Origin of the sequence: Nisaea sp. (genome assembly GCF_040217065.1) — a bacterium.
GTDB lineage: Bacteria > Pseudomonadota > Alphaproteobacteria > Thalassobaculales > Thalassobaculaceae > Nisaea.
Genome location: NZ_JAVJNX010000010.1, coordinates 1 through 25401 on the forward strand (window position 1 = coordinate 1; position 25401 = coordinate 25401).

Annotated in this window: 17 protein-coding genes and 1 pseudogene; 10 read left to right on the top strand and 8 right to left on the bottom strand. The window is 64.8% G+C overall.

Going from position 1 to position 25401, the window contains the following annotated elements; translation table 11 throughout:
- Positions 1-5304, top strand: a pseudogene (locus RH950_RS16030) (hypothetical protein); the annotation flags it as partial.
- Positions 5305-5317: 13 nt separating this feature from the next.
- Here the strand turns inward: RH950_RS16030 and RH950_RS16035 are convergent.
- Positions 5318-6709 (bottom strand): lipopolysaccharide biosynthesis protein, encoded by a 1392-nt coding sequence (locus RH950_RS16035; RefSeq protein WP_350058554.1) that lies wholly within the window; start codon positions 6707-6709, stop codon positions 5318-5320.
- Positions 6710-6750: 41 nt separating this feature from the next.
- Here RH950_RS16035 and RH950_RS16040 point away from each other — a divergent pair, with 41 nt between their 5' ends.
- Positions 6751-7539, top strand: coding sequence for a hypothetical protein (locus RH950_RS16040; RefSeq protein WP_350058556.1), 789 nt, complete (start codon positions 6751-6753; stop codon positions 7537-7539).
- A complete protein-coding gene (locus tag RH950_RS16045; protein WP_350058558.1) occupies positions 7526-9151 on the top strand; it encodes a hypothetical protein in 1626 nt (541 codons plus the stop codon). The genes RH950_RS16040 and RH950_RS16045 overlap by 14 nt, the downstream gene beginning before the upstream one ends.
- Here the strand turns inward: RH950_RS16045 and RH950_RS16050 are convergent.
- A complete protein-coding gene (locus RH950_RS16050; RefSeq protein WP_350058560.1) occupies positions 9141-9767 on the bottom strand; it encodes a class I SAM-dependent methyltransferase in 627 nt (208 codons plus the stop codon). The genes RH950_RS16045 and RH950_RS16050 overlap by 11 nt on opposite strands.
- A gap of 114 nt (positions 9768-9881) precedes the next feature.
- Between RH950_RS16050 and RH950_RS16055 the strand changes: the two genes are divergently transcribed.
- From RH950_RS16055 to RH950_RS16080, 6 genes are read left to right on the top strand one after another with little or no spacing between them, the layout of a single operon-like run.
- Entirely contained in the window at positions 9882-10697 is an 816-nt protein-coding gene (locus tag RH950_RS16055) for a glycosyltransferase family 2 protein (RefSeq protein ID WP_350058562.1), read from the top strand.
- A 21-nt stretch (positions 10698-10718) separates the two neighbouring features.
- A complete protein-coding gene (locus RH950_RS16060) occupies positions 10719-12002 on the top strand; it encodes an O-antigen ligase family protein (RefSeq protein WP_350058564.1) in 1284 nt (427 codons plus the stop codon).
- Entirely contained in the window at positions 11971-13131 is a 1161-nt protein-coding gene (locus tag RH950_RS16065) for a glycosyltransferase family 4 protein (protein ID WP_350058566.1), read from the top strand. The genes RH950_RS16060 and RH950_RS16065 overlap by 32 nt, the downstream gene beginning before the upstream one ends.
- Positions 13128-14300 carry a glycosyltransferase gene (locus RH950_RS16070; RefSeq protein WP_350058568.1) on the top strand — a complete coding sequence of 391 codons (1173 nt, stop codon included), beginning with the start codon at positions 13128-13130 and terminating at the stop codon, positions 14298-14300. Before RH950_RS16065 ends, RH950_RS16070 begins: the two co-directional genes overlap by 4 nt.
- Entirely contained in the window at positions 14297-15079 is a 783-nt protein-coding gene (locus tag RH950_RS16075) for a WecB/TagA/CpsF family glycosyltransferase (RefSeq protein WP_350058570.1), read from the top strand. The genes RH950_RS16070 and RH950_RS16075 overlap by 4 nt, the downstream gene beginning before the upstream one ends.
- A complete protein-coding gene (locus tag RH950_RS16080) occupies positions 15079-16002 on the top strand; it encodes an NAD-dependent epimerase/dehydratase family protein (RefSeq protein ID WP_350058572.1) in 924 nt (307 codons plus the stop codon). Before RH950_RS16075 ends, RH950_RS16080 begins: the two co-directional genes overlap by 1 nt.
- On the opposite strand, the gene RH950_RS16085 is transcribed toward RH950_RS16080, so the two are convergent.
- The 4 genes from RH950_RS16085 to RH950_RS16100 are packed head-to-tail and all read right to left on the bottom strand — an operon-like array spanning position 15999 to position 21661.
- A complete protein-coding gene (locus RH950_RS16085; protein ID WP_350058574.1) occupies positions 15999-17411 on the bottom strand; it encodes an undecaprenyl-phosphate glucose phosphotransferase in 1413 nt (470 codons plus the stop codon). The genes RH950_RS16080 and RH950_RS16085 overlap by 4 nt on opposite strands.
- A gap of 29 nt (positions 17412-17440) precedes the next feature.
- Positions 17441-19813 carry a GumC family protein gene (locus RH950_RS16090; RefSeq protein ID WP_350058576.1) on the bottom strand — a complete coding sequence of 791 codons (2373 nt, stop codon included), beginning with the start codon at positions 19811-19813 and terminating at the stop codon, positions 17441-17443.
- A gap of 9 nt (positions 19814-19822) precedes the next feature.
- The gene (locus RH950_RS16095) at positions 19823-20419 is read right to left on the bottom strand and encodes a polysaccharide biosynthesis/export family protein (RefSeq protein WP_350058578.1); all 597 of its coding nucleotides are present in this window, start codon (positions 20417-20419) and stop codon (positions 19823-19825) included.
- Positions 20420-20428: 9 nt separating this feature from the next.
- A complete protein-coding gene (locus RH950_RS16100; RefSeq protein ID WP_350058580.1) occupies positions 20429-21661 on the bottom strand; it encodes an outer membrane beta-barrel protein in 1233 nt (410 codons plus the stop codon).
- 468 nt (positions 21662-22129) lie between these two features.
- On the opposite strand from RH950_RS16100, the gene RH950_RS16105 reads away from it, so the two are divergent.
- Positions 22130-23374, top strand: coding sequence for an EAL domain-containing protein (locus RH950_RS16105; protein ID WP_350058582.1), 1245 nt, complete (start codon positions 22130-22132; stop codon positions 23372-23374).
- 48 nt (positions 23375-23422) lie between these two features.
- Here the strand turns inward: RH950_RS16105 and RH950_RS16110 are convergent, their stop codons facing one another.
- Together RH950_RS16110 and RH950_RS16115 are read right to left on the bottom strand one after the other, a co-directional pair.
- Positions 23423-23977, bottom strand: coding sequence for an ActR/PrrA/RegA family redox response regulator transcription factor (locus tag RH950_RS16110; RefSeq protein WP_350058584.1), 555 nt, complete (start codon positions 23975-23977; stop codon positions 23423-23425).
- A gap of 77 nt (positions 23978-24054) precedes the next feature.
- Positions 24055-25398 carry an ActS/PrrB/RegB family redox-sensitive histidine kinase gene (locus tag RH950_RS16115; protein ID WP_350058586.1) on the bottom strand — a complete coding sequence of 448 codons (1344 nt, stop codon included), beginning with the start codon at positions 25396-25398 and terminating at the stop codon, positions 24055-24057.
- Between the last annotated feature and the right edge of the window lie 3 nt (positions 25399-25401).

Genomic DNA, 25401 nt, shown 5'->3' on the forward strand with positions numbered 1-25401 from the left:
GACACCGTGTCCGGCGGCGACGGCAACGATGCCATTTACGGCGGTTCCGAAGGCATCATCGACGGCGGTGCCGGCGACGACACGCTGTATGTCGACACCCGCTCCGACCTCGACGGTCTGACCCTCAGCAACATCGAAGACATCGTCATCGCCGACGAGCAGGCGACCGAGGGCGACGACGCCATCAGCGGCTTCGCCGATGCGGACACCCTGTCCGGCCTCGGCGGTAACGATACGCTCGACGGCCTTGCCGGTGACGACGTCCTCGACGGCGGCGCGGGCAACGACGAGATTACCGGCGGTGCCGGGAACGATGCGCTGACAGGCGGTCTTGGTTCTGACACGCTTTATGGCGGTGCGGACAGCGATACCCTGTCGGGCGGCGCAGACGCCGATGTTCTTGACGGCGGTGCCGGCAACGACGTTCTCGACGGCGGTGCCGGCGACGATACGATCGACGCCACCGAAGGCACGGACACCGTGTCCGGCGGCGACGGCAACGACGCCATTTACGCTGGTTCGGACGGCGTCGTGGACGGCGGTGCCGGCGACGACACGCTCTATGTCGACACCCGCTCGGACCTGGACGGGCTGACGCTCTCCAACATCGAAGACATCGTCATCGCAGACGAGCAGGCGACCGAGGGCGACGACGCCATCAGCGGCTTCGGCGACAGCGACACGCTCAGCGGCCTGGCCGGCAACGACACGCTCGACGGTCTGGCAGGCGACGACGTCCTCGATGGCGGCGCGGGCAATGACGCCATCACCGGCGGTGCCGGGAACGATGCCATCGACGGTGGTGCGGGCAACGACACGATCGACGCTACCGAGGGCACGGACACGGTGTCCGGCGGCGACGGCGACGATGCGATCTATGCCGGCGACTCTGGCGTCATTGACGGCGGTGCCGGTGACGACACGCTCTATGTCGACACCCGCTCCGACCTCGACGGTCTGAGCCTCTCCAACGTCGAAGACATCGTCATCGCCGACGAGCAGGCCACCGAGGGCGACGACGCCATCAGCGGCTTTGCCGACAGCGACACGCTCAGCGGTCTCGCGGGTAACGACACACTCGACGGTCTTGCAGGCGACGACGTCCTGGACGGCGGCGCGGGCAATGACCAGATCACCGGCGGTGTCGGGAACGACGCCATCGACGGCGGCGCAGGCGACGACACGCTTTACGGCGGCGATGGAAACGACGTTGTCCAAGGCGGCGCGGGCGACGATAGCATCATCGGCGATGATGGCGACGACACGCTCATCGGAGGAGAAGGCAACGACCTTTTTGAAGGGTTCGAAGGCGACGACATGGTCGAGGGCGGGCTCGGCGACGACACTGCGGGCGGAGGAACCGGAAACGATACTGTCTACGGCGGCGAAGGCGACGACTTCCTGATAGGAAATGCCGGCGATGACATGATCGACGGCGGTGCCGGGAACGATGTTCTCGACGGCGGTGCAGGCAACGACACGCTCTCTGGCGGAGATGGCGATGATCGCGTATTCGATTCCGCGGGAAATAACAGCCTAGTTGGAGGGGCCGGGGCAGATACCGTCGTATCTTCAGATGGCGACGATACGCTGGACGGTGGCGACGGGGACGACAGTGTCAGAGCCAATGGCGGCAATGACATCCTCGATGGCGGCGCCGGTAACGACACGCTCAACGGGGGCTCGGGGAATGACCTCCTCGATGGCGGCGACGGCGCCGACGAGATCAGTGGTGACGCGGGTAATGACGAGATTACCGGCGGTGCAGGTGCCGACACGCTCGAAGGTGGCGAAGGCGCGGACAGCTTTGTCGGCGACCTTGCGGACCTGAACGGCGACAGCATCGCCGATTTCGATCCGGATGCCGGCGATCTGGTGATTGCCAATGCCGCGTTCGGCGACGATGCGGTGACACTGACCTATTCCGACGGCACGACCACGGTCGCGATCGACGCGGACGGCAACGGGTCCGCCGATGCCACCTTCAGCATGACCGGTGAGTTCCACTCAGTCACCACATCAACGGCGGACGGCAAGACCTCCATCAGCTTCTCCCCCGACGTCACAGCATCGGCAGGCGACGACAGCCTGATCGGCACGGACGGCGATGATGTGATCGACGGTCTTGACGGCGACGATACGATCGACGGCGGCGCAGGCAATGACCTGCTCAATGGCGGCGCCGGAAATGACGCGATTGATGGCGGTGCGGGCAACGACACTCTGACAGGTGCCGGCGGCGACGACACACTGGCCGGCGGTGATGGCGACGACGTCCTGGAAGGCGGCGCGGATGCGGACACGCTGAGCGGCGGTCTCGGCAATGACAGCCTGGACGGCGGCACCGGAGACGATTCTCTCGACGGTGCGAATGGTGCGGACACCCTGTCCGGCGCTGCCGGAAACGACCTGCTCGACGGTGGCGACGGTAATGACACGCTTGATGGCGGCGCCGACTCCGACACTCTGAGCGGCGGCGCGGGGGCGGATATCCTCAACGGCGGTGACGGCGACGACAGCCTCGACGGCGGCGCGGATGCGGATACGCTGAACGGCGGTCTCGGCAATGACAGCCTGGATGGCGGCGCGGGCAATGACAGCATCGACGCGGGATCCGGCGCAAACACGGTCGATGGCGGGGCCGGTGACGATACGGTTTCGGCCGGTGACGACATCGACCTGATCTCGGGCGGCGACGGCAACGATCTGCTGGACGGCGGGGCCGGCGATGACACGCTCGACGGTGGCGCAGGCGACGACGCTCTGACCGGAGGGGCCGGCAACGACCTGATCTCGGCAGGCTCCGGTAATGACACTGTTTCCGGCGGCGACGGCAACGACACCATCGTCAATGCGGGCGGCGCGGATATTCTAGACGGCGGTGCCGGCGATGACGCCCTCACAGGCAGCGATGCAGGCGAAACCCTCTCCGGCAACGCCGACAACGACACCCTCTCCGGCGGCGGCGGCAACGATGTGCTCGACGGCGGTGACGGGAACGATGTCATCACAGCGGGCAGCGGCGTCGACACGGTGCTCGGCGGCAGCGGCGACGACACCATCGTCAATGAAGGCGGCGCGGACAATGTCAGCGGCGGCGACGGCAACGATGTCATCACCGGCAGCGATACGGCGGAAACCATCGATGGCGGCGCAGGCGACGACACCCTCTCCGGTGGCGGCGGAACCGACAGCATTGCCGGTGGCGACGGGAACGACCAGATCACCGGTGGCGACAATGCCGAGACCATCGACGGCGGCGCGGGCGACGACCTGATTTCCGGCGGCAGCGGCGACGATTCCATCGCTGCCGGCTCCGGCAGTGACACGATCGACGGTGGGGCCGGCGCGGACAGCATCGTCGGCACCCTCGGCGATCTGGACGGCGACAGCATCACCGGTTTCGATCCGGAGACCGGCGACCTTGTGATCGCCAATGCCACCTTCGACACGGATGCAATCACCCTGTCCCAGGCCGACGGCCAGACCATTGTCACGATCGACGCGGACGGCAATGGCAGCGCGGACGCGACCTTCACCATCGCTGGCACCTTCCTCAGCGTCAGCACAAGCAGCGCGGACGGCCGCACCAGCCTCACCTTCAGCACCGAGGCGACGGCGACAGAGGCCGCGGATACGCTGACCGGCGGATCCGGTGCGGATACCATCAGCGGCCTCGCCGGCAACGACCTTCTCAATGGTGGCGGCGGCAACGATCTGCTCGACGGCGGCGACGGCGAGGACACCCTGTCCGGCGGTCTCGGCAGCGACACGCTGGTCGGCGGCAGTGGCGCGGATCTGATCCTCGGTGGCGCGGGTGCCGATGCGCTGACCGGCGGTGCCGGCAACGACACTTTCCAGGGCACCGCGTCCGACGTCGCCGGAGACACCATCAGCGACCTCGCGGACGGCGATGCCGTGCTGATCAAGGGCGCGGAATTCACCGGCGACAATGTCACGCTGACGGTCGCCGATGGCGTCACCACCGTGTCCATCGACTCGAACGGCGACGGCACGGCCGATGCCAGCTTCACGCTGGACGGTGAATTCCGTTCCGTTACCGCGACGGCAGCATCGGGCGACACCACGCTGGCCTTCTCGACAGAGGCGCCGGTCAACCCGGACCAGGAACGGTTCGCGGTCCAGGCTACCGGCGATTTCGACGGCGACGGTAACCAGGATCTGCTGCTGGTGTCGAACAAGAGCAATGTGTCCGTCTGGACCCTCGACGGCGCGACAGCCGACGAGAAGGGTCTGACCGGCGCGCTTAATCGCGGCGGCGATTTCTCCATCGAGACCGTTGGCGATTTCGACGGCGATGGCGACGACGACATCCTGCTGCTGGGCAGCGACGGCGCCATCTCGGTCTGGGAAATGGACGGAACGTCCGCCGACGCGAAGGTCTATTCCGGCCGGATGCAGGCCGGCTGGGAAATCACCGGCACAGCCGATTTCGATGGCGACGGCGGGCTGGATATCCTGATGCGAAGCCAGAGCGGTGCGGTCTCGGTCTGGGACATGGATGGCGGCACCGTCACCAACCGCTCCTATGCCGGGCAGATGAGCTCGGACTGGGCCGTTGAATCCCTCGCCGATTTCAACGGGGACGGAAAGACCGACATTCTCGCCCGCAATTCAGACGGCGCCGTTTCGATCTGGGAAATGGACGGCGGCACCGCGAGCAGCAAGAGCTATGCCGGTAAATTGGACAGCAGCTGGGATATCGGCGCGGTCGCGGACTTCAACGGCGACGGCAAGCAGGACATCATGGCCGTCAAGGATGACGGATCGGTCTCGATCTGGCAGATGGATGGCGGTACCGCGAGCAGCAAGTCCTATGCCGGCAAGCTCGGTGCCGGCTGGGAAATCGAGGCGGTCGAAGACTTCACAGGCGACGGCAAGGCCGACATCCTGAGCCGCGGCGCGGATGGCTCGGTCTCGGTCTGGGAGATGGATGGCGGCACACCGACGGCGCGCACCTATGTCGGCAAGCTCGGCACCGGCTGGGACATCGAGGCAATCGCCGACTTCAATGGCGACGGCTCCATGGACCTGCTCACCGCGAACGGGGACGGCGTCGTGTCGCTCTGGGAAATGGATGCCGGCGGTACGTCCGAGAAATCCTATGTCGGCAAGCTGCAGGAAGGCTGGGAGATCGGCAAGATCGCCGATTTCAACGGCGACGGTAAAGCAGACCTGCAGCTCCAGAACACCGACACCGGTCAGGTCTCGATCTGGGAGATGGACGGTGCGGATGTCGTGGTCGCGGGTCTGACCGGCAACCTCTGGAACGATCTGATCTAGCGGGATATCCCGTTTATGGCGCGACGAAACGGCTGATGGCGGCGACACTGCCGCTGAGCAGCAGCACCATCACAACCAGTCTGGCCGCGTCCCTGATCGAGAGGACGCGGCTGCGCCTGAGCAATACAGCCTGCCCCCCGAGCATGACGTAGGACGCCACGATCACGCCGATGCCGACGCCCTCGAGGCCGGTGGTCCTGAAGCCGATCACGGTGCCCGCCCAGAGCGTCGCGATGGCCAGCAGGTAGACAATGAAGATCTCCCGGCTGGGGCGGGTGCGGGCGGACATCGCGATTGGCATGAGCCAGGACGCCATGATCATCGGGATACCCGCGACCAGGAAGATCTTCAGCGCCGGGACCGCGGGCGCATAGGCTGCGTAGACGAACGGCACGACCAGCTTGACCAGCATCACGCCAATGGTCGACAGCACGGATATGACCGCAGCCAGTTTCAGGGCATCGGCAACCACGCGACGCGACAGGGCGAAGGGTTCGGCGGCATAGGCTTCCGCCGACAGCTTCGGGTAGTAGGCCTGCGCGATGGTCCCGAAAGTGCCCGCATAAAGCCCCAGGACCGCCGCCGCGAAAGAGAACTGACCGTATGTTTCAGGGTCGGCCAAATCCGCAACGAACCAGCGGTTCGCCATCATGAAGACACTCCAGAGCGATACCGACACGAAAAGCGGGAAAGCCACAGTAACGGTCCGGCGCACCCGGAGCGCATTCGGGCGATAGCGGATACCCGGCGGATCGCGCCGCAGCATTTTCGCCGCGACGGCGCCGAACCAGACCATCAGGACAATGAAGCAGCCGGACAGCCCGCCGAAGAAAAGACCCAGCACCCGGGGCGCGGTCAGACCGACCTGGGCGAGGGCATTGTTTGACGTGAACAGGCTGTAATTCGACAGCCCGCGGTAGAGCGAGAGATGCCCCATCAGGATGAATTGCGCTCCCCCGGCAAGAATCGCCAGCAGGGTTGCCGGCATGGGCAGCGGCACCTTGAAAGAATTCCTGAAGGCGAAGGCGAGGATGAGCGCCGTGACGGTGGCGATGACGGCGAGATAGAACCGCGTCCAGAGAATGCCCTGAATGCGGATACCGGCCGGATTGCTCAGCCCGGCCTGCTTCATCCGCGCTGCCGTCCGGGTGATCAGCTGCGAGGTGCCCAGGTCAAGCAGCCAGAGATACTGGACGAAGGTCGAGATCAGGATGAACTGACCGAACGAGACCGGCTGCATGAACCACGGGATAAACAGCCCGGTCGCCGCGACACAGGCATTGACGGTCGGGACCACGAGCGCGTAGCTGCGCGGGCTCGCCAGAAATCGCTCAAGCGAGCTTGGCGTCTCTTCTTCGCCCGGCGGCGGCGGCGCGGCGCTTGGCGGTGCGCTTTCGCTCGTCATATGCTGGTCCCCACCGCGGCATCGGCCGAACTGGATTGTGTGTGACGGAATTCATGGAGTGCAACTGGGAAGACGGAATTCCGGCCACGATCCTGTGCGGCGGCATACGCGGAACCGAATTCGGAATTGAAACTGCCGACCGTCACTCGTTCTTCACCCTTGCGCCTGAATGTCACGGTGCCCGCGTCACGGATGACCGGACGCTGATGAACGGCCCTGCAGACGGCGAACGGCACCTGACCGTCGAAATGGCCGAGGGCCGCTGGGATGCCGTCATCGCGACGCGCCTCCGCAAGCAGGGGCTCACCCTCTCCGCCTCGCTTACCACGCTTTCGGCCTCACTCTTCCAGGATTTTGTCGTCAGGGCGGTTTTTTCGGCGGAGTCCTTCGCCGAGGCGGCAATCGGAGAGGCGCGGTTCAGACATACAGGCAGCAATATCTACCACCAGTACCCGGTCCGTCATGCCGCGCTTTCCGGGCTCGCCGGGCGGGCGGAAATCCGGGTCACCGGCGCCGTTACGGGATCCGCATTCGAACAGGTTCTCTATGTTCGGGACGCTCCGGAAGGCTGGGTCGTGCATGCCCGGCTGATTCCGGCACCACCCTATGCCCACCTCTGGGTCCGCTGGTTCAACCGCTACTTCCGGCTTTCCCTGCCCGATCCGGCGAGCCGCGCGCTGCTTTCGATCCCGGTCCTGAAATCCCGGCTCTGGTATGCAGCGGAGCGCGGCGGCCGCGACGCCCTGCAGCTGCAGGCCAGCGGGTTGGCCCGATTGCAAGCGAGCGAACGGATCGCACTCTCAATGGAGATGAATTTTGAACGTTCCTGACGGCACGGTCGGCGCCCGGTTCGACAGGCTTGCAGAGAGGATCGCCGGCGCCCTTGCCGCGCAGTGCGATCCCGAGGCCGGTTTCCCGGACACCGAATTCTACGGGTCCGCCTTCGCCGCCATGCTCTGGCAGCGCTGGCCCGAGCGCTTCGGCAGCGATGTCGCCGCCGCATGCGAGCGTCTGAAACGGCAGGACAAACAGGCAAGGATCGGCCTCTGGCGGAACCGGTTTCACTGGGAGTTCGTGCGATTCGCGCTGGCAGATCTTTTCAGGTCCGGCCCGGTCGCCGGCTACCGGACGCCGGAAGACGTGCTCGGCAAGACCCGCTTCGTCGGCAATCGTGTCGCCAACTGGGCCCTGCTGCGCAGTACCGTCCGGCTCGCCGGCGAATCCCGGCTGCAACAGGGGGTCGGCCGGGTCGAGCGCTGGATCGCCCTTGCCGTCTACCAGAAGCCGGACGGCTTCATCGAGGACCAGCGCGGCGCCCCGACACAGCAATATCATGCCTTCGCCACCGCCCTGCTCGGCTATCAGATCGCGGTGCTGGGCGAATCCTCAGCCGGCCTGCAGGAACGCTTCCGGTCGGCGCTCCACGCCCTTGTCCGGACCGCGTTGCATGACGGCGAAGTGAACGCCGTCGGGCGCGGCCGGTTTCAGAGTTTCGGATATGCCGCGGCGGCGCTGGCCATCGCGTTCGGTCTCCGGCTTGCCTGCGCGCCGGAAGGCTCGATCAAGTTGTTGCGTGCCATCGCCGACCGGCTGGAGGCCGCACTCGGTCCCGACGAGGCCCTGCCATTGATGATTACCCAGATCGACGAGACGGAGGCGGTCACGCCGGCGCCGGAGCACGCTCACCAGCAGCGGATCGGCTGGCATTCCTACAATAACGGGCCGGATTATCTTGCCTTTTCCGGCGCGATCCTGAAGCTCGCCTCGGAGCAGCTCGCCGCCACTCCGGAGCCCGGAACACCCTTGCCGCTTCCGCTGGAAGACACGCTTGCGGACGGTATCCGGGTGGTCCGCAATGCCGCCTATTCCGCGATCACGACCCTGCCCCGCCGCACCATCACCGCGGCGCAGCCCCTGCCCTACATCGTCATGGCCGACGGCGCACGGCCGCTGGCATCCTATGGCGACGAGGTTCTGCCGGGCAGCATCTACACTGCCCTGTCCCTGCCGCTGCCGGTTTTCGAGCAAAGGGATGGCGGATTCCGCGACCTGCTGTCCGGCACCGATTTCCGCTGGTCCGGGCCGGACAAGATCGTCGGCGAGACCGCCACGTTCAGGTTCGAACGACGATTCCGCTTCGAGGCCGGCTCAATCGGCATCGAGGATGCCCTGACCCTGACCGAGGCGCCGGGCCATGCAATGCTGCATCTCCCCTGGCTGACCCTGCCGGCTGAAGCGGAGCCGGCAGCGGGGACTGGGGCGGGAACGGCGTTTGCCCTCGACGGAGCGCGGCTGAAAAGCGATCTGCCCCTCACGGAAGTCACTGCGGCCGCGCCGCAATACGGTGTCAGCGGCCTGCTCCGGATCTGGTCCCATGCGGCCCCACCGCCCCCGCCGGGCGAGATTGCGGAAGCGCGCTACCGGATCCTGTTTACGGCTTGATCCCGTCGACCAGCAGGGAAAGGTGCGAGGAGGCGAAGCTCTTGTCCGGTGTGCCATGGCGTCTGCAGCGATGGATATGTCCGCGCGCCTCGTCCCACCCGGTCTCGTGGAACTTCCCGCCGGGGTCAAACCACTCGCCGGGTTCAACCCGGAACCCCGCAGCGGCAAGCGCGGCAGTCAGGCTCTCGAGGGTGAACAGCTGCTTGTGGTCGTCGGCGCCGGGACCGATACCGCCGGGCTCGACATGACGGATATAGTCCGGGTCCGGATTATGCCCGTCCGGGACCGCGATCCGGATGGTTCCGCCCGGCTTCAGGTAGCGGAACGCGTTTTCCAGCACGGCCGGGACCAGATCCGGCGGAATATGCTCGAACACATGCTCCGCGAGCAGCCGGTCAACCGCTCCCGCCTCGCCAAGAAGCGCCGCCCAGGAGTCCGGGCGCGTCGCATCGAAAAAACCGATATCCGAGCCGTACCAGTCCGGTGCCGGCGCCGTCCCGCCAAGCACGATCTTCAACGGCCTGCCCGAGGTCACTGCCCGTTTCAGCCGGCGCTCCTGATACCAGTCCCTCAGGGGCCGCCTGAAATGCTCGAAGAATTTCTTGCGAAGACTCATGGCACAACCGATTGCGAAAGAACGAAAAGTCGTAACCTGGCACGATATACGACGGGGCAGTGATCTGATAGGTTATTTACCCATGCCAGCGCTATAACCAGAGGATACATTCAGGTGGCCCAGTCGCCTCTCGTCTCCGTTGTCATCACCGCCTTCAACGCCCAGGACCATGTGGCGCGGGCACTCCGCACGGCGGCGCAGCTCGACGCGGACAGGCCGGTGGAGATCATCCTGTTCGATGACGGGTCGACGGACGACACGCTGGCAGCGGCGCGCGCCGAGGCAGGGGACGAGCCCCGCATCCATGTCATCGAGGGCGGCCGTCAGGGCCGGGCAAAAGCCCTCAACAAAGCGGTTACCGAATCCACCGGGCATTTCATCGCCATCCTCGATGCGGATGACATCGCCCTGCCCCACCGGTTACGGGTCACGGTGCCGGTCCTTCAGGCCGACCCGGAACTGGCGATGGTCTGTTCGGAGGCGATTGTCTTCGAAGGCACCCCGCCGCAGCTGCCCGCCGGAACGCACACCGCTCCGCAGACACACCGGATCACGCCCGCGATGCTGTACGCCTCGAACCGGATCATTCATTCCACCGTGCTGTTCCGGCGTTCCGCCTGGGAGCAGGCCGGCGGTTACGACGAGCGGTTCGACATCTGCATCGACTATGCGTTCTATTTCCGGCTGCTACGGACCGGCGGCATTGCCGGCACGGACGCCGTGACCTGTTTCCGAGAGCGGCGGGACGACAGCTATTTCGCCGCCAAAGACCGGCGTGACTATCACGGTGCCCTGTCCCGGATCCGGGCCGAGGCGCGCGACAGCCTGTCGATCCCGCTCTGGGCACGGCTCGCGGCCGCCGCCCGCTCGATCCGGAGCGACGCGAAGCAGCTGGGCGCGCTTCTGCACGCACCGACCGGAGCAACCTGAGCCGTGGTGGGACGCTATCGCATGCCAAGGACGCCGGACAGCGACAGTCGCGCCAGGGCGCAGAGCACCCTTTACCGCAGCGCTCTCTCGATCCGCCGGCTTGGTCAGGCCGCCCCGCTCAGCGTGTCGCTGCTGTTGGTCATCATCCTCACCCAGGCCCTGGTCACGATCCCGGCCCAGTTCCGTATCATCCCGCAGATCTCCCTCGGCGGTTTCCTGTCCCTGTTCTTCGTCGTTCTGCTGATCATGCATTTCGTGATGCGGCCCCAGGTCGTGCGCGAGACCCGATGGCCGGTTTTCATGTTCCTGCTGTTCACCGCCTGGATCGCCTATGGCTTCATCTTCTACAGGGTGACGGTGCAGGGTATTCAGAATACCGTCGTCATCATCTCCAGCATTCTCGCCTTCATCATCGCCGCGCAGGTGGCAAAAAGCCTGCGGGCGCCGACCCGCGCCATCGTCCGCGCGGTGCTGATCTCGATCTGGATTCCGGCGGTCATGTATGTGCTGGCGATCCCGGTGCTCGGCTTCGGCCATTCCGAGCTGTTCGCACCACGCTCGCTTGCCGGCTTCCTGCTGATCGGCATCGCCATCCATTGCGGCTATTGGCGGCACGGCTCGCGTGGCGATCTCTGGCTGGCGCTGTTCCTCTATGCCGTGGTGGTGCTGTCCCTGTCGCGCGCCGCGATGGGCATGGGATTGGGGGTGTTCATCCTGGCGCAGATCAGGCTGAACAGTTTCGCCGGCTGGTTCCGGATGATCGCCATCATCGCCGTCGCCGGCGGGATCGCCGCCTTCATGCTGATGAATTTCGAGCCGCTGAGACAGCGCTTCTTTACCGGAGATCTGTCCGCCGCGGTCGGCGGCGTCAAGATCAACACGATGGGCCGCATCGCCGCCTGGACCGCAGTGATCAATTCCGCACTCGAGGCACCGATCGTCGGCAAGGGACCGGCCTCGAGTTCCGAGGCCCTGGCGGTGCTGCATGCCGGGATCGAGCAGCCGCACAACGACTATCTGCGGATCTGGCACGATTACGGAATCATCGGCGTGATGCTCTGGTTCGGCGCCTTCGGGACCATGATGATGGCCTGCCGCCGGCAATATGCCCGGTTCCGGCAATGGGGCGCGCGCGAGACCTCGGTCGGCGCCTCGACATTGCTGGCCCAGGTCACCTTGCTGGCCCTAATGCTGACCGACAATGTGCTGATCTATTTCTACAACATGGTCCCGATTTTCATCCTTTCCGGCCTGGTCCTGGGATCGCTTCCGCATGCCCCGCTGCTCCGTCGTTCTGCTGCTTAACTTCGTGCCCCCCTACCGCACCGCCCTGCTGCGGGCGCTGGAGGGAGAGGTGCGCCGGCTCACCGTGCTGGTTTCCACCGACATGGAAGCGGACCGGTCGTGGAAGCCGGACTGGCGCGGACTCGATATCCGGGTTGCGCGTTCCATTGCCCTGCCCTACCGGCGGCAGCATCCGGATGGATTCAGCGAGGCCCTGACCCTGCATCTGACCGTCGACCTGCTGCCGCGTCTCGGTTTCCTCGCTCCGGACATGGTGATCAGCGGTGAATTCGGCATCCGCACCCTGCAGGCCTGCCTTTATCGCCGGCTGGCGCCACTTTTCGGCCGGCGCACAAGACTGCTGGTCTGGGCCACCGTGTCCGAGCACAGCGAGCACGGACGCGGGCGCCTGCGCACAATCCTCCGCCGGCTGATCGCGAAACTCTCGGACGGGGTCATGACCAACGGCGAATCCGGGGCCCGCTATCTGGAAGGTATCGGGTTCGCGCCCGGGCGGATCTTCCGCATTCACCAGTCGACCGATCTCGACCGGTTCACGGATATCACTGCCCCGGCGCGGACCGCGACCGGCACGGAACAGGCCGTCCGTCTGGTCACCGTGGGCAGTCTGATCCCGCGCAAGGGTCTGCGTTCTTTCCTGCAGCATCTCAGTGCCTGGTGCGGACTGCATCCGGACCGGACACTGCACTGGCGTCTGATCGGCGAGGGACCGGAACGCGCCGCGCTGGAAGCCCTGGTCCTGCCGGACAATCTCCGGCTCGAATTGCTGGGCAACCAGCCCTATGAGAGCGTCCCCGGCCTGATGGCCGACGCGGATCTGCTCGCCTTTCCCACCCTTGCAGACGAATGGGGACTGGTCGTCAACGAAGCCATGGCCGCCGGTCTGCCGGTGCTGGCCAGCAGCCGGGCGCAGGCATCCGAAGAGATGGTCACGGACGGGGAGAATGGCTGGCTGTTCGATCCCGCCGACCCGGACTCGACCGAAAAGGCCCTTTTCCGCGCGCTCGACACGCCCCCCGAACAACGCACCGCAATGGGTGGTGCCGCGCGCCGGACCAGCGCCGGTTTTTCCCATGAACATGTTGTGCAGCGGATGACGCGCGCCATCGACGCGGTCTGGTCGTCATGAAAATCCTCTTCGCCCATTGCCGCTACCAGCAGACCGGAGGAGAAGACAGGGCCGTCGATGCCGAGATGGCGGCGCTGCGTCACGCAGGGCACGAAGTCTCGATCCTGGAACGGGACAACGAGACCATCGCGACATTCCATGACAAAATGACGGTCGCCTGGTCGCTGCCGGGCACCGAAGCGCTGCGGGCGGCCCTGCGGGAAGAGATCGCAGCACAGGCGCCGGACATCATCCATGCCCACAATCTGTTTCCGCTGATCACCCCAGCCCTGTACGAGGCGGCGCGGGATCTCGGCGTGCCCGTGGTCCAGACCCTGCACAATTACCGGAATATCTGCGCGTCCGCGCTGCTCATGCGCGACGGCCGGATTTGCGAGGATTGCATCGGCGGCAGCCCCTATCAGGCGGTCTGGCACCGCTGCTACCGGGACTCCGTGGCCGGCTCCTTCGCGCTTGCCAGGATGATCGACAGCCACCGCAAGCGGGGCACCTGGAGCCGGTCTGTCGACCGCTTCATCGCGCTTTCAGACTTCTCGAAAAGCCGGTTCGTCGCCGCCGGGTTTCCGGCCGACAGGATCCTCGTGAAGCCGAACAGCCCCGGGGCGCTCTTCGCCGCCGAGCCGAAACCGGCAGAGCGTTCGGGCGCCCTCTATGTCGGCCGTCTCTCCCCGGAAAAGGGCATCGCCGCGCTGCTGCGCCTTTGGCAACCGGACTGGCCGCCGCTCCGGGTGATCGGCGAGGGACCAGACGCGCCGGCCCTGGAGGCGGCCGTTCGCGACGGCCGCGCCATCGCGCTCGGCTCTCTTGCGCCCGCGGATATCGCCGCAGAGATGCAGCGGGCCGCCGTCTGCATCATCCCGTCGCGCTGCTACGAGAACTTTCCCATGGTCCTGGCCGAGGCCTTCGCCTCCGGCCTGCCGGTGCTGGCGTCCGACATCGGTGCCCTCGGCGAGCTGGTGGAGGAAGACCGGACAGGAGCGCGGTTCGATCCCTTCGATCCGGAAAGCATGACGGGCACCATCACTGCCGCCTTCTCCGACCCGGATCGGCTGAGCCGCTGGGGCGCAGCGGCACGGAACCATTACGAACAGCATCTGACCAGCACACAAACGATGGCGCAGCAGATTGCGCTCTATGATGGCCTGACCCGCGGGAGAGTCTCAGCATGAGTCCCGACCGGAGCGCCGTCGAAACCGTCAGTGTCCTCGGGCGCAAGATTGCCGCCGGGCGGTTCAGCGCGATCGGCGCGGCGATCCTCGGCCACGCCCGTTCGGCGAAGCCGGCCTATATCTGCGTGTCCGGCGCGCATCCCCTCTCCCTGGCCAGGGCCGATCCCGGTTTCGCGGCGGCGCTCGACGGCGCCGCCCTGATCACGCCGGACGGCATGCCGGTGCGCTGGATGCTCGCGCTCAAGGGATACCGGCACAGCGAGCGGGTCGCCGGGCCGGATCTTGCCCCCTGGCTGATCACAGAAGCAGAGGGCGAAGGCCTTCCGGTCTATTTCTACGGCGGTTTCCCGGACCAGCTCGACGCGCTGCGCCGTGCCCTCGCCCTGTCGCACCCGACGCTGAAAGTCGTCGGCTGGGACTCTCCGCCGGCCCTGCCGGTGCGCCCGGATTTCGACGCGGAAACGGTTGCCCGCATGAATGCCAGCGGTGCCAGGCTGATCTTCATCGGCCTCGGCTGCCCGCGCCAGGAGTTCTGGATGGCCACGCACAGCGCCGCCGTGAACGGCACCATGGTGGGCATCGGTGCCGCCTTCAGTTTCATGTCCGGCCGGCTGACTCGGGCGCCGCGCATCCTGCAGGCGCTCGGTCTGGAATGGCTCTATCGGCTGGCCCAGGAACCGCGCCGGCTGCTCGGCCGCTATCTTTTCCACAATGCCCGCTTCGCCTGGTTTGCGCTGCTCGATCTGGCCTCTCACCGGCGCAAACGGGGGACCCGCTGATGACCCGTTATCTCGTCACGGGCGGATGCGGCTTCATTGGCCGGCATCTCACCGCCACCCTGCTGGAGGGTGGACACGGCGTTACCGTGCTGGATGACCTGTCCTCCGGCAATCCGGCATCCCTGCCGCCCGCCGCCCGCCTTGAAGAAGGGTGCGTCACCGATGCCCGCACGCTCGCCCGGCTGGCCGAGGCGACGGACGGTGTGTTCCATCTGGCTGCGATCGCCTCCATCGCCGCCGTCGAGGCAGATCTGGGCCGGGCCCATGCCGTCAATGCCGGCGGTGCGGCAAATGCGGTCGCCGCCGCAACCCGGAGCCGCGTCCCGCTCGTGCTGATCTCGTCTGCTGCCGTTTACGGCGATGCCGGATCCGGCGCCGTCTCCGAGACGCATCCTTGCGCGCCGCTCTCGGCCTATGGCGCGGACAAGCTGCAGGGCGAGCAGCATGCGCTGGATGCCGCCGCGAACGGTCTTTCCGCCGCCATCGTCCGGCCTTTCAATGTATATGGCCCGGGTCAGGGTGCCGACTCGCCCTATGCCGGTGTCATTCCCAGCTTTATTGCCGCCGCGCTGTCAGGAACCCCGCTGCGGATAGACGGCGACGGGAGCCAGAGCCGCGATTTCATATTCATCGATGATCTCATCCGCCTGCTGTCCGCCGCCATGGAACAACGGCAACCCGGCGCCCTGATCGTGAACGGATGCACCGGGACCGCCACCAGCGTGACCGCGCTTGCGCAGGAGATCGGCCGCATCTGCGGCGGCGATATCCGGATCGACCCCGGCCCCGGCCGGGCCGGCGGCGTGCAGTGTTCTTTGGGAAACCCGGGCCGGGCAGAGGAGCTGTTCGGCTTCCGCGCCAGGATCCCGTTGCAGGATGGTTTGCAGCACACCGTCACCTGGCAACGCGGCACGGCTTCCTAGTAGGCGGAACGGCCGATCCCGACCTCGATCACGGTCAGGGCAAGGATCTTCAGGTCGAAGCCGAGAGACCAGTTCTCGATATAGTGCAGATCAAGTTCGACCCGGTGACGCATCTTGTCGAGCGTGTCGGTCTCGCCGCGCAACCCGTTCACCTGGGCCCAGCCGGTGATCCCGGGCTTGACGCGGTGCCTCCCGAGATAGCCGTCGATCAGTCCGGCATAATGCTCGTTGTGGGAAACCGCATGCGGACGCGGGCCGACCAGCGACATGCTGCCACCCAGGACGTTCAGAAGCTGCGGCAACTCATCCAGGCTGGTCCGGCGCAGAAACCGGCCAAGGGCGGTGATCCTGGGATCGTCCCGCGTTGCCTGCCGGAGCACAGGCTCCCGATCGATTTCCGCACCGGCGCACCCGTCATCCCCGCGCACCATGCTGCGGAATTTCAGCACCATGAATTCATCGTTGTTGAAGCCGTAACGCCGCTGCCGGAACAGCACCGGGCGACCCATCGTGATCAGGATGGCAAGCGCGATGACCAGCATCACCGGCGCCAGCGCGAGAAGCAGGAAGGATCCCAGAACCAGATCGACACAACGCTTCTGCACGCTCTCCCAGCCGCCGATCGGCAGATCCGCCAGGATCAGTCCGGCCTGCCCGGCGATCCGGTCGATACCGAGGGCCGGCACACCATGCAGGTAGGACGGCAACTGTAACCGGATATTGACCGGCTGATCCTTCAACCCCGCCAGCGCCGCGCGGAATGCAGCCTCTTCGTCCGGCTCGTAGCACAGCAGGACATCGTCAACCCGCCCCGCCGCGATGATCCGGCGCAGGCTGGCTTCGCTGCCCAGCAGCGGCACACCCTGCAGCGTCTCGTTGCCGAGCCCGTCACTGACAAATCCGCCGACCAGGCGGGCGCCGCCGCGATAGGCAAGCAGGGTTTGCACCGCTTCATTCACAAGGCGCGGAGAGCCCAGCACAGCGACGCGGTTGGCAAACCGTCCGCTCCGCCGCGCCTTGGCGGCCCAGGCCAGAACGGAAGTCCGCACCGCGATCAGGGCGACGGCACCGCCAAACACCATTTCCAGGAGCCAGAAACGCGAAAATTGATCGGAAATCTTGAAGGCATAAAGGGCGACCACGAAAATGATCATCGTGCCGGTCCAGCAGCGCAGCGCCTGCATGACGTGGATCCGTTCCGCATCGCTGCGGTGGAAGGCATAGCTGCCCTGGCTGACGCCGCAAATCAGATAGAGGACACAGATGAAGAGACCGCCGAACAGGTATCCCTCGGGCAGCTCGAAACTCCGGTTCCGGATCGCGTAGGCAACGATGTTGATCGTGAACAGGGCCAGCGCTTCAAGGGATGCCAGCCACACCGCCAGCCAGATCAGCGTTTTGTTGCGCATGGATTAAAGCATTCCGCTGCGGCACACCGTCATCGTGCACGCGCCCAGGCCGGCTCGTCGCCGTCGTCCGGGGGTGCTGTGTCGACGCCGTAATACTGACCGTCATAGGCTTCTGCCCCGCCGTCGATCGACTGGATCCGGAGATTGTTTTTCGACATCACGATCCCGGCCAGATTTTCGCCGACCTCATAGACTTCCCGAATGGTCTGCTCGGCCGTTTCCCGCCGGGTGCGCTCCCATTCGACCACAAAGACCGTCGCATCCACCTGGGGTACCAGTACCAGCGTGTCCGAAACCACCGATGCGGGACCGCTGTCCAGCACCGTGAAATCAAAGTTCTGCGCGCCGTAGCGCAGCAATTCGGCCATCCGCCGTGAGCCGAACAGATCATCCGAATTCGGCAGGACACCGCCGGTCGCGACATAGTGGATACCCGATTCCGTATCGAACTCGATTGCGTCCTCGACCTCTCCATCACCGTTCAGATACTGCTTCAGGCCCCGGCTGGTGACGCGGCCGATCTGCTTTGTCACGGTACCGTTCACCGTGTCGCAGTCGATGATCAGGGTCCGGAGCCCGGCCGAGACGGCGTTCACCACCAGAGCCAGCGCGATGGAGGACTTGCCTTCACCGGCGATCGACGAGGTGATCAGCACGGTCCGAATGGGTTTGCCTTCGCCGAGCAGATTGAGCGCGGTGCGCAACTTCCGGATGCCCTGGCCGACAGCCGAACCCGGCCGGCGGCGCACGATCTCGAATAGCGGCGTTTGCGATTCCCGGGCCTGCGGCGACAGCGGGATGCTCGAGATCACCGGCAGGCCGGTCGCCTGCTCGACCTGTTTGGCGTTCTTGAAGCCGCGGATCAGGAAGTCCATCAGCAGCGCAAGCAGGGCGGCGATGATCATTGCGGCGATCAGCGAGGCGAGCACCGCCAGCTTCTTCTTCGGCGCAATCGGCACCCGCGGCATCACGGCGCGGGAAATCACCTCGGCACCGACCCGCTCCGGCTCGCGACCTTCCACATCCACAGCAGCCAGCCGGTTCAGCATAACCTCATAAAGATTCTGGTTTGCGGCCACCTCGGCCTGGATGGCGCGCAGTTCGATCTCCGCATCCGCCTGGGATTCCATGACCGCTTTCAGCTCACCGACGGCATTGGCGACATTGGCCTCGCGGACCCGGGCAATCTCGGTCTCGTTGCGCATCGACTGGACGATCTTGCGCACTTCGCCAGAGATTGTCGCCCGCACATCCTCAAGCTCACGCCGGGTCTTGATGACATCCGGATGACCATCGCGGAGAGTCGTCAGCTGCTCGGCGAGACGCTGCTGGATCTGGGATTCCTGGAGCCGGAGGTTGTTGATCAGCTGGGAAGCCAGAACAGGGGCCAGGCTGTCCGTCCCGTCCGGCTGATCGATCAGCAGCTGCACCTGGCGCAACCGCGCCTCGCGCTCGGCCCGTTCGGTGCCAACCTGGATCAGCTGGTCATTCAGCTTGATGAGCTGCTGTTGCATCATGTCCGTGCCGCGGATATCGAGCAGCCCTTCCTCGCGCCGGAAGCGCTCGAATTTCTGCTCTGAATCGAGCACGCGTTCCTGTAGTGCCGCGACCTGGTCGGTCAGCCACTGGCTGGATTGCCGGATCGCCCGGTTCCGCTGGTTCCGCTTCTGCTCCAGAAAAAGCTCCGCGATAGTGTTCGGAACCCGTGCGGCGAGGGCCGGATCATTGCTCTGGAACTCGATGGTGATGACCCGGGAGAGCTGTTCGCCGTCGACAGTCAGCTTCTCGAGGAAATTGGTTGTCACATCGGCGCGCAGCGCTTCCTGGGTGAGCGGCTCCGGCGCATCTCGGGGCATCAGATATGCCCCTGCATCGAAGCCGAAATTCTCCTGCAGCCAGCGATCCGCGGTCTCGACCCACCCGAACACCAGGTCGCGGAGATGCAACAACTGCAAAAACTCTTCCGCTGTGTGGCGCCAGCCAATTTCGCTCTCGGTCAGCAGGGCGGGGTTGAATTCCGGAACCTCGTCAAGACCGAGCCGATCGATCACCAAGGAGGCGAAGGCCCGGGATTTCAGATAGGCGGACTCTGTCGGCAGACTGGTGCCGCCAGGTGAAAGTGCCTGCGGCAGGTTGAAGCCCTGGAAGCTGACAGCCCCCTTGGACTCCAACATCAGCAGCTTGGTATGGCCGGAATAGACCGGCTTCATAGAGTAGACGACCAGCCCGGTCAGCAGCGGCACCAGGATCATGACGAACAGAATCAGGAAGAAACGCCGGCGCATGACCGACACCAGGCGCCAGAGATCGAAGGTTTCGCCGGTTTCCATCGGGTCGGCGAACAGGGCCGACGGCGCCTCGCTGGAGCGCCTTGACCTCGGGAATGTCGTAACGTTGGCCATCCCCGCTCCCTAGAACCAGCGCCGTTTGATTTCGATCACGTCACCGGGATAGACCGACGTATCGAGGCTGACGTCACGGACGGTCTGGCCGTGCTCGGTCCGGCGTGTCAGCAGCACCTGCGACTTCGCCGCGCGCCGGGTGAAACCGCCGGCTTCCGCCACCGCCTTGCGCATGTTCAGCCCAAGGGCGAAATCATAGCTGCCCGGCGTATTCACCTCGCCCAGCACGTAGAAGGGCTGGTAGCGGGCAATGACGATATCGATGTTGGGGTCAATCACATAGTCGCGGTCGACGATCTCCGTCACCAGCGCGCGCAGCTCGAGAGACGTCCTGCCGCGCGCATTGATCTTGCCGACCAGGGGCAGTTCCATGTTCCCGTCATCCGAGAGATCGACCACCGCCGACAGTTCCGGATGACCGAAGACCGTGACCGCGACGCGATCGCCGGCGACCAGCCTGTATTCCGCAATGGTCGGAGTCGATGGCGGCGGCAGCTCGTCGATGTCCGTTGTACTGCACGCGGCGAGCCCGAGGCACAGAAGCAGTCCGAAAGCGAACCCGCCACGGAGGAGACGGGTCGATGCGCAGATCAGGGCGAATCGCATCAAAGCCTCCTAAAGCCGACCGAGATTGAAAGGATTGACGAAACCGTCATCGGCACGGCAACAGAACTTTGCACCAATCCGGAACATCACCGTGGTGGCGTCGAAGGTCCGTGTCGGGTCGGTAGAATCCGATACCTCATGCTCGAAGCGCAGACCGGCGAACAGATGTTCGTTGATCAGGTAGGTCGCGTTTGCTCCGAAGGTCAGGTCGTCGTCTTCCCGGTCGATCTGCTTGAAATCCTCGTTTGCCACGGACAGGTAACCACCGATTATCAACTGCTCGAACGGATCATAGTCGAGCCCCAGATTAAAGGATCGGGAAAGTTTAGTCCCGGCACGCGGATCGTCCGATTGCTGATTTTCTATATCCGCGCCTGCTGTCAGGCTGATGACCGGCGTCAGGTTCCACAGCAAACCGCCGGACAGAACGAAATCAGTCTGCGATGAACGGTCGCTTTCATCGAAGATACGATGCGAGACGCCGACCCGCCCGTTAAAGGCGCTGACACCGGTCACATCCCGTGAAGAACCGACAGACAGCGTGAATCGCGTCGAATTCTGGTCTTCCGAAACCTTCTCGGCAAAGACCTGCCGCAACAGGCTGGGAGAGACAAAGACGTCATATTCCCCGCCCGGAGAATAGCCGACCAGGCCGCGCAGATTGAGCGCCGCGCGGTCCAGGGAATCGCGGCTGACGCCGTCCGTCGCGTTATAGTCCCGATACAGTGCCTCGGCGACAATCCGGGTGTAGACCTGATCGTCCCGCCTGTCGTCATAGACGGCGCCGGCGAGATACTGGTTGAAGGTCAGCGGCTCGAAGGCATCGCCGGGGTCGGCATCGTTGCCGCGCCGGATATGGTCGCGCTTCGCTTCGGCAAAACCGCGGGCAAACAAACCGTCATCGACATCGATCCGCGCCGCTGCCGCCAGCCGGGCATCCGTGGTATTCTCACGGCTCGATTCCGCGACCCGCCGGTCCGTCACATCGACAATCAGCAGGGCTTCGTGATTGGTCCAGTTGGAACGCAGGGCCACTTCTGCCTTCACGTCCGTCACCGAGGAGGAAATCTCGTTATTCTTCACCCGCGTGACATTGCTGTCCTGCCCGGCATCGACGGTGACCCGCGGGAACAGGTCGAAGCTGCCGACCAGCCGCCCGGAATCCGAGCGGTCGTCCGGCTGGCTGAGCAAGTCCAGCGACAAGCCGTAGCTCTCGAAATCGAGGCGGGGCCGACCGCGCACGGACTCCTCGGAGGCGTCCTGCGCCAGGGCGATCTCAGCAGATAACCCTATTAAAATAGAGATTAAAACAGTACCGAGAGTCCCGGACACCGAGAGGATCCTGCATTTACGACACAAAATACAAAGGTCCATGTGACAGGCCAGCCGATTCCAATCCGGGGTTGAACTGCGAATCGTTTACGCAGCGCTTTAAAATAGTCCAATTATCCATTGAAACAAAACATTTTTATGAGCATAGTTTATGTAGACACAACCAGATTCTGTATCCCGAGCAAGAATTTGGTGGCCTTTTATGCAAATTTCCGCATTTTCGGGCTTGGTTACCGATCGGTCATTCAGCACTCTATCTTGGAGTTGCTCTTCCACGCAGACGGTTGCACCCGAACAAAAATCGGATGCCTGCGCGGTGGGACACATGATAAGAAAGAGGGTAGAAAACGGCCCTGAGGAGTTTAGACGGAGGACCACATGGCGCTGAGCCAAGTCCAGAGCCGAAATAGGGGCCCGAGCCAGGAATACCTGCTGCTCGACTATCTCCAGCGCCTCGGGCGCAACGTGGAAGGCCGGATGGCCGTCCATATCCATCTCTCCCGGCTGCGCCCGCAGAACCGTCAGGATCACCATATCCGGATCGCGGCAGCCACCTTCGAAGGCATGGTCCAGAACTACGAAGGCCAGATCTTTATCCTGAGCAACATGGATCTGTTCTTCGTCTGCAAGGACGCGACCGTCGAGGATATCGATGCGGCCATCATGAAGGTCCGCTATCTGTTCTCCGAGGATCCGCTGTCCCAGGGCGACGAGGAAGAGGACCTGGCCCGGTTCTGCTCCTGGTACAATGTCGCCACCCAGTTCGAGGATCTGCTGGAGCTGGTCAAGCAGATGCACCGGGAGCGCGAGCGCAAATCCCGCCTCTCCGTCAATTCCGACCAGAAGGTCGATCCGCGCAACAAGAGCGTGCGCAAGCCGCTCGATCCGGAACAGCTCGGCAAGCTGGAATCCTTCCTGCAGCGGGCCGATCTGTCGAACCTGATGCGCCGTCAGCCGGTCTGTGCGCTGACACCCAACAATCCGACGCCGCAACCGGTGTTCCGCGAGCTGTTCATCTCGATCCATGATCTGCAGCAGACCGTGCTGCCGGAATTCGACCTGGCGTCCAATCTCTGGCTGTTCCAGCATCTGACGCAGACGCTGGACGCGCGGATGCTGTCCCTCCTGATCCGCAACGACGACAGCTCCATCGCCAGTTCCTTCAGCGTCAATCTGAACGTGCAGACGATCCTGTCGCCGCCGTTCCTGAACTTCGACGCGAGCCTGAAGGCCGTCGCCCGCGGCACGGTCGTGATCGAGCTCCAGAAGATCGACATTTTCGGTGATATGGGCGCCTACATGTTCGCCCGTGACTTCATGCGCGAGCGCGGCTACCGGATCTGCCTCGACGGTCTGAATCACCTGACCCTGCAGTTCATCGACCGCGAACGGCTCGGCCTCGATTTGCTGAAGCTGATCTGGACACCGGACATGGCGGACGACATGTCCGGCAACCGGACCGCCGAGCTGAAGGAACATGTGGACCGCTGCGGTCGGGCCCGGATCATCCTGACCCGCTGCGACAGCGACGAGGCCGTCCGCTTCGGACAGTCCCTCGGCATCACCATGTTCCAGGGCCGCTATATCGACAAGCTGCTGAATTCCGAAGCCCGGATCGTCTGAGACCCGTTCGACAGTCCGCGGAAACGCTATCTGAGAGACTGGTGGAGATCAGCCGCGCGGCGCGTGCTTGTTGAGAATCCGTTGCAGGGTCCGGCGATGCATGCGCAGACGGCGCGCCGTCTCCGAGACGTTCCGGCCGCATTGCTCGAACACCCGCTGGATATGCTCCCAGCGCACCCGGTCGGCGGACATCGGATTGTCCGGCGGCGGCGGCAGGGCCTCTTCGTGATCCAGCAATGCAGCGGCAACCGCATCCGCATCGGCGGGCTTCGGCAGATAGTCCACCGCCCCCGCTTTTACCGCCGCGACCGCAGTCGCGATATTGCCATACCCGGTCAGCATGATGATCCGCGCGTCCGGATTTGCCTCACGCAGCGCGGCCACCACATCGAGCCCGCTGCCATCCGTCAGCCGCATGTCCAGCACGGCATAGGACGGCGGATCCTCTTTCACGGCCTGCAGACCCTCGGCCACCGAACTTGCGCTGGTCACGGCAAAACCGCGCTTTTCCATCGCCCTGACGAGCCGGTTGCGGAAAGGCTCGTCATCGTCGAGCACCAGCAGCTTGCGGGTCTCATCGCCTGAAACTTGATCGTCTGTCACCAGGTACCTCCACCTTTCGGGGCCGGTCTGTCGCCAGCTGGCTTATGCTGGGAAATCTGCGTTCGGTCAAGATACGCTCATGCCGCTTCCAGGTCGCTGCGCCGCCAGCGCACCGTCACCCGGGCACCGCCTTCGGACCGGTTGGAAAAGGAAAGTGACGCCCCGCCGCGTTCCAGCAGGGTCTTGGCAATGAAGATACCGAGGCCCATATGGCCGCCCTTGCCGGCCCGGCTGGAAACATAGGGCTCGCCGAGCCGGTCGAGCACCAGGGATGAGAAACCCGGTCCGTCATCCTCGATAATGACCGAAGCCGTCATCTCGTCCCAGTAGACCGTGACTTCCACCGTCTCCGCGGCAAACTGCACCGCGTTCTGGATCAGCGTGCCGATCCCCTGATTCAGTTCCGGCGTCAGCAGCACGCGCGGCTGGGCAGCGACCACCGCGGCCTGGTCACCCGCCAGACCGAGTGCGCCCTCCGGCCCGTGCTGTTCGATAATGACGACAATCTCGTCACGCTGATGCGGTGCTGCCGCCGCCTCGACCATGGCACTGAAGGGCATCAGCTTGAACGGTCCGGCAGCTTCCTGATCCGGCTGACGCGAGAGTTGGGTCAAGATGTCGCGGCAGCGCGCCGTCTCGCTGAGCAGCAGATCGACATCCTCACCCCATTCGCTGTCCTCCGGCAGATCCTTCCGCAACTCGCGTGCGACAACGGCGATGGTGCTGAGCGGCGTGCCGAGCTCATGGGCCGCCGCGGCCGCCAAGCCGCCGAGCGCCGAGAGCTGCTGCTCCCGGGACAGCGCCAGCCGCGTCGCGCCGAGCGCATTCGACATGCGTCTGGCGTCCCGGCTTACCCTGTAGGTGTAGCCGGCGATGAACAGCGTCGCGATGACGATTGCCATCCACAGGCCGAACACATAGATGTTCGGCAGCTCCAGACCGGCGGGGCCCCAGGGCAGCGGCTGGTGAACGACCGCGAGCACCGAGGCGGATGCCAGGGCGAGGAAGCTCAGCCAGATGGTCGCCGCGCCGGACAGGATGGTGGCGGAGACAGTCACCGGCGCGATCAGCATCAGCGCGAACGGATTTTCCAGCCCGCCGGTCCAGTACAGCAGATAGCCGAGCTGGGCGATGTCGAAGGCCAGCCCGAAGGCCGCCGCCCGGGTGGTCATCGCCCGACCAGACCGCCGCACCGCCTGGATAACCACATTGTACAGCGCACCGGCGGCCACGATGCCGAGGGCGGTTTCCAGAGGCAGAGGGAATCCGAGCCCGTAATGCACCACGAGCAGGCTGATCAGCTGACCCATCAGGGCCACCCAGCGGATCGTCGTCAGCGTTCGCGCGCCGGCCGGACCCAGCCCGTCGCCAAGGGCGAACCGGTCCTCGAACCCTCCGGCGCTGTTCTGCCTGTCAGCCACGCG